We start from the raw sequence: 5,769 nt of genomic DNA on the forward strand, positions 1-5,769 counted from the left end.
CCGCGCGCACCTGCCACAATCGATCCAGGTTCGGGATGACAGGCGCGCGCCCGATCCTATGGCGTGCGCCGCGCGTGTCGGCAGGGATTTAAGATCGGTCCGCTCCTGGCCGAGACACCTGCCGGTGCCGAGCGACTCTTCACCGCCCTCCGGTCCGATGTCGCGGGCGAGGAACCCGTGTTCCTCGACATTTCGGCCTGTCATCCGGCCGCCGTCGCGCTCGTCGAACGCCACGGCTGGCAACCGGTGTTCGAGACCGCGCGCATGTATGCCGGTCCAGCACCGACGCTGGATCTGACGCGAATCTATGGCGTGACCAGTTTCGAGTTGGGCTGACGGGGAGCTATCAGGCCATCACCATGACAGGGTTTCCGGTCAATCTGGTTCAGCTGGCAACCAACGGTGACAGTGACAACCCGATCAGTACCGCCATGATGCCTGCCACCAGACGCCGGGCACGCTGAACGCGCGGATGTGGATTCCGCCACACCAGCGCGATTTCGAGTCCGCCAAGAAGGGCGACCAGGAGACTGTAGGGCCAGACGAAAAACAGCATCCCATACATGGCCCAGTTCTCCGAATAATCCGCGTCCCGCCAGACCTGAACTGTCAGATGGATCGCGTAGAACAGACCGAGCATATAGAGTCCATTGAGCACATCGAGTGCCCAATAGCGCCGCGCACCGATGCCAACGACAAGCAAGGCCGAGACCAGCAGTATCGCCAGCGGTAGCACGATCACAAGCATCTAACCACCACCCATGTCTTTGAAGCGGTCATGGCTGTTCAAGTCCGAGTTCATCCATCATCAGCGGCTCGATCAATGCCGCCTCGTCCTCGCTCACACGATTGACGCGCCGCCCGACCGGATAAGCCGTCAGCGTTGCGGGAGCCGCCGGCACGAGCAGGGCTTGCAACGGCTCGGGGCGGGTCAGGCGCGGATCGAGCCAACAGGCATAGTCCGCCGGTGACAGGATGACAGGCATCCGGTCGTGGATGGGGCGGACCAGGTCGTTGGCCTGAGTGACGATGATCGTGGTGCTCTCGACCAGTTCGCCGCTGGCTGGATCGATCCAGCACTCCCAGAGTCCAGCCAAGGCCAGCGGTTGCCCATCGCGGCGGGTGAAGAACCAGGGATGTTTGCCGCTCGGAGTCGACTGCCACTCATAGAAGCCGTCCGCCGGGATCAGACAACGGCTTCGGCGAAAAGCGGTTCGATAACTCGGCTTCTCGGCCACAGTCTCGGCACGGGCATTGATGGTGTGTTGGCTGATGCCGCGATCCTTGGCCCAGCTCGGGATCAGGCCCCAGTGGAACCACGCCAACCGGCGTGTTCCGTCCGCTCCGGCGCGCACGGCGGGAATCGTCGTCCGTGGTGCCAGATTGTAGCGGGGGGCGATCGGTGCACCGTCGAGCGTGGCCTCGAAATGGGCCTGGAGCGCCTGGCTGGAGCGGTAGAGCGCGAAGCGACCACACATGGAAGCAAATGAGCCGGATTGGACAGAAAGCGTCCATGATGGCCAAGGTCGTCGACTCCGGCAACCAGCGCGCGCCTATCCGATACTTAAAGAGCGAACAACAGCCGGGGAGGCCGCCATGATCGGGGCCATCAGTGGATATACATCCATCAGCTCGTTCGGTCAGTTCAGCGCGAGCGGCACGACAACCAGCTCGACCACGCAGGTGGCGGCGCTGGAGCGTCAGATCGCGGCCCTGGAAAAGGAACTCGAAGCCGTCTTGAAGGACACCGAGACGCCGGAGGATCAACAGCGCGCCCTGAGTCTGAACCAACAGATCGCCGCGCTGGAATCGCTCATCGCTCAGCTGACGGCCGATCAGAACACGGCCACCCTGGAGGCGAACACCACGACCGGCGGCGGGGGAACGATCAGTTCCACGCTGGGAGTGCATCTGGATGTCTATGCGGCTCCCCGTGGTTTGTAGATGGGAAAGCCCGCCAACCACCGGAATCAACCTCAATCCCACACTTCGCCATGGTGTTCACAGTCCGATCTTTCCACTCATCTGTGCAAGTCATGCGCGGTCGAGTTCGGGTTGCCTGATGAGACGGAGCGCGAGACGGCTTGAAACACAGCGATTCGCGTCCAGTCGGGCAGTTGCCGTTCTGCATGTCCGGCCTCTGCTCGGTCGATGCTGTCCCGTGCCCATCGGTGCTATACCCGCCCTGCTTTTCCGACTGGCATCAGCTTGAGCGCCCTGAGTTCCGCGATGTCTGAGGTCTATCCTATAGAGGCAAACCCAGCTTACCGCCGTGATCTAGACTTTGTATAGAGCGTAAGGATCTGGAAACGGGAGGTGCGTCATGGGCGGGAAGACACGACGAGCGCCGGCCACGGAGGAGCGTCGTCTGTATCCGGAACGGCACCAGTGTGCGGCCTGTGGTCAGCGGTTATCGATTGGCTATACGCATGGGCGGCAAGTGGCGACGCTGGAGAGTCGGTGTCGTTTGAAGATCTCGATCGGTCGCTGCGAGAATCCGGCCTGTGAGCGGTATCATCGAGCGGTGCATCCGGCGGAAGAAGGGTCGATCGCTGGATTGGCGATGCGCAACGCTGGCAAGACGATCACTGGGATGCCTGTCTCGACGTGCTCAAGGAACGTCCGCGCCGCCGTCGCTTGCAAACCCTTCCGGCCAGGGTTGTCGAGATGATGAACGTGCAGAAACGTCAACGATGCGGTTAAGTTGGCGCCTATGCCTTCTACCCCACGCGCTGCCAATCAGCCTGAATGAGATTGCGCGCTGTGCTCCCAAAGACCAGCCCGACCTCGAACAGTCCGCGCCCAGGCGCGCCGCGATATTTCTCGCTATAGCCGCGCGCCTGGATCTGGGCCAGGGCGGGGTTGGCCACTTCAGCCGGCTCGGCCTCGGCGGCGTCCTCAGTCTCCTCGGCGACGCCCTTCGACGCCGCCGCCCCGCGCTCGAGCTTGAATTCCATGACGTAGGTGTAGCCGGCGATCCGCACCGTCAGATCCGCCTGCCCGTGATTGGTCAGGTCTTCGGGAATAATCTCGGCGTTCAGGCTGGCGAGAAAGGCATAGAGCACACTGGCATAGTAGCCCTCGGACTCGGGCAGAGCGTTGCCAGTGAAATTGCGCCAGAGGATGCCCGCGAAGACGCGCTTGATGCTGGCCACCAGGCCATCGAGATCACCGCGCGTCAGGCTGTCGTAGAGTCCTTCCTGGAAGTGGAAACGCTGCTCCTCGATGCCGGTGTAGCCGCTGATGAACTGATCGTTCAGGGCCAGCCGGACTTCCTGGTTCGGCACACTCAGTTCAAAGATCAACCGCCCGATGCGGGTCTGGACGTCCGTGATGGTCAGATAGCCGCTCTGAAACAGCAATGTGATGGGATTGATGCGCTCGACGTCGAAGGAGTCGAGAATTTCTTCGCTGACCTCGATCTGTTCCAGACTCGGCAGGAAGTAACGCCGGCGCTGGAACAGCTTGATGAGAAAGCTCGGGCTGCCGGTCTCGAACCAGTAGTTGCGGAAGCTGTAGCCCTTGTCGATGAACAGCAGGATATCGTAGGGGTTGTAAACCGGCTCGCCGAGGAAGGCATAGCCGTTATACCAGCGCCGGACCTCGTCCCAATCCACGCCCGCCAGATGGTCGGCGAAGGTCGTTTCCAGATCCTGCTGCGTATAGCCGCAAATAGTCGCGAACCTGGGGGCCAGCGTGAAGTCGTTGAGCTGATTGAGTCCGGAGAACAGACTGACCTTGCTGAACTTGGTCACGCCGGTCATGAAGACGAAGCGCAGATGGGCATCCTGGGCCTTGAGCACCGAGTAGAGGTTCTTAAGTCCCTCGCGGATCTCGGCGGCGCGTTCGGGGTGGTCGATATTGTCGAGGATCGGTTTGTCGTACTCGTCGACCAGGACCACGACCGGCTGGCCGTAGTGCGTGTGGGCACGCTCGATCAATTCAGCGAAACAGCCCGCAAGGCTGTGACTTTCACAGGTGAGGCCGAGTCGGCGCTGATTGGCGCGCAAGTGCTCGGCGAGCATCTCGTCGAGCTGCGCGCGACTCTGGATCACCCCGGCGGCAAAATTCAGCACGATCACCGGATAGCGCGTTTCCCAATCCCAACGATCATGAATGTACAGCCCACGAAAGAGCGCCTCGCTGCCCTCGAACAGTTCCTTGAGCGTATCGACGAACAGACTCTTGCCGAAGCGGCGCGGGCGCGAGAGGAAATAGGCCTTGCCATGCTCGATCAAGGTCAGCGCATGCGTGGTCTTGTCCACATAGGCATAGCCCCGCTCGACGATCTGTCGGAAGGTCTGGACACCGATCGGTAGGGGGCGTCGTGAATCGGTCATGACTGAAGACTCTGCGTGAAGGGCTGAGGAACCAGACCCAGTATGAAATCAAGTGCGCGGTGCTCAGACCACGCGCCGCCAATCGGCCTGGATGAGATTGCGTGCCGCGCTCCCAAAGACCAGCCCGACCTCGAACAGTCCGCGCCCAGGCGTGCCGCGGTACTTCTCGCTATAGCCGCGCGCCTGGATCTGAGCCAGGGCGGGGTTGGCCACTTCTGCCGGCTCGGCCTCGGCGGCGTCCTCAGTCTCCTCGGCGACGCCCTTCGACGCCGCCGCCCCACGTTCGAGCTTGAACTCCATGACATAGGTATAGCCGGCGATCCGCACCGTCAGATCCGCCTGTCCGTGATTGGTCAGGTCTTCGGGGATGATCTCGGCATTGAGGCTGGCGAGGAAGGCATAGAGCACGCTGGCATAGTAGCCCTCGGACTCGGGCAGATCGTTGCCGGTGAAATTGCGCCAGGGGATGCCGGCGAACAGCCGTTTGATCGCCGCGACCAGCGCCGGCAGATCACCTTGGGTCAGCGCCTCGGCCAGGCCCGCTTTGTAGCGCAAGCGTTCGATGCTGATGTCGGCATAGGCGTCGATGAATTGATTGTTCAACGCGGTGCGCACTTCCTGATTCGGGATCCGCAGCCGAAAGGTCAGCTCACCCCAGGTCTGCTCGGTCGACTCCACCGTCAGATAGCCGCTCTGAAACAACAGGGTGACTGGATTGATGCGCTCGATATCGAAGGAGTCGAGGATCTCCTCGCTGACCTCGATCTGTTCCAGACTGGGCAGGAAGTAACGCCGGCGCTGGAACAGCTTGATGAGAAAGCTCGGGCTGCCGGTCTCGAACCAGTAGTTGCGGAAGCTATGGCCCTTGTCGATGAACAGCAGAATATCGTAGGGGTTGTAGACCGGCTCGCCGAGGAAGGCATAGCCGTTGTACCAGCGCCGGACCTCGTCCCAATCCACGCCCGCCAGATGGTCGGCGAAGGTCGTTTCCAGATCCTGCTGCGTATAGCCGCAAATAGTCGCGAACCTGGGGGCCAGCGTGATGTCGTTGAGCTGATTGAGTCCGGAGAACAGACTGACCTTGCTGAACTTGGTCACGCCGGTCATGAAGACGAAGCGCAGATGGGCATCCTGGGCCTTGAGCACCGAGTAGAGGTTCTTAAGTCCCTCGCGGATCTCGGCGGCGCGTTCGGGGTGGTCGATATTGTCGAGGATCGGTTTGTCGTACTCGTCGACCAGGACCACGACCGGCTGGCCGTAGTGCGTGTGGGCACGCTCGATCAATTCAGCGAAACAGCCCGCAAGGCTGTGACTTTCACACGTGAGGCCGAGCCGGCGCTGATTGGCGCGCAAGTGCTCGGCGAGCATCTCGTCGAGCTGCGCGCGACCCTGGATCACCCCGGCCGCAAAATTCAGCACGATCACCGGA

5 protein-coding genes and 1 pseudogene are annotated in these 5,769 nt (G+C 61.6%); 2 read left to right on the forward strand and 4 right to left on the reverse strand.

From position 1 onward, the window contains the following. Window positions 1-60 precede the first annotated feature (60 nt). Window positions 61-336, forward strand: a pseudogene (locus GJ668_RS19135) (GNAT family N-acetyltransferase); the annotation flags it as partial. A 49-nt stretch (window positions 337-385) separates the two neighbouring features. Here GJ668_RS19135 and GJ668_RS19140 read toward each other — a convergent pair. Then, the gene (locus tag GJ668_RS19140) at window positions 386-748 is read right to left on the reverse strand and encodes a hypothetical protein (protein WP_155451695.1); all 363 of its coding nucleotides are present in this window, start codon (window positions 746-748) and stop codon (window positions 386-388) included. A gap of 28 nt (window positions 749-776) precedes the next feature. Beyond that, window positions 777-1,478: an SOS response-associated peptidase gene (locus tag GJ668_RS19145; protein ID WP_155451696.1), complete on the reverse strand. Its 702-nt coding sequence runs from the start codon at window positions 1,476-1,478 to the stop codon at window positions 777-779. Between the two features lie 118 nt (window positions 1,479-1,596). On the opposite strand from GJ668_RS19145, the gene GJ668_RS19150 reads away from it, so the two are divergent. Then, the gene (locus tag GJ668_RS19150; RefSeq protein ID WP_186343226.1) at window positions 1,597-1,944 is read left to right on the forward strand and encodes a FlxA-like family protein; all 348 of its coding nucleotides are present in this window, start codon (window positions 1,597-1,599) and stop codon (window positions 1,942-1,944) included. 776 nt (window positions 1,945-2,720) lie between these two features. Here GJ668_RS19150 and GJ668_RS19155 read toward each other — a convergent pair. Beyond that, a complete protein-coding gene (locus GJ668_RS19155) occupies window positions 2,721-4,340 on the reverse strand; it encodes an ATP-binding protein (RefSeq protein WP_155451698.1) in 1,620 nt (539 codons plus the stop codon). Window positions 4,341-4,403: 63 nt separating this feature from the next. Further along, window positions 4,404-5,769: AAA family ATPase (locus GJ668_RS19160; RefSeq protein ID WP_155451699.1), on the reverse strand; the 1,366-nt coding region annotated here is incomplete at its 5' end.

The organism is Allochromatium palmeri (assembly GCF_009720725.1).
Lineage (GTDB): Bacteria > Pseudomonadota > Gammaproteobacteria > Chromatiales > Chromatiaceae > Thermochromatium > Thermochromatium palmeri.

Excerpts from the sequence above, each read along its gene's own strand:
- GJ668_RS19150 (WP_186343226.1), top strand. The coding sequence starts at position 1,597 with ATGATCGGGGCCATCAGTGGATATACATCCATCAGCTCGTTCGGTCAG.
- GJ668_RS19145 (WP_155451696.1), bottom strand. The coding sequence starts at position 1,478 with ATGTGTGGTCGCTTCGCGCTCTACCGCTCCAGCCAGGCGCTCCAGGCC.
- GJ668_RS19155 (WP_155451698.1), bottom strand. The coding sequence starts at position 4,340 with ATGACCGATTCACGACGCCCCCTACCGATCGGTGTCCAGACCTTCCGA.
- GJ668_RS19140 (WP_155451695.1), bottom strand. The coding sequence starts at position 748 with ATGCTTGTGATCGTGCTACCGCTGGCGATACTGCTGGTCTCGGCCTTG.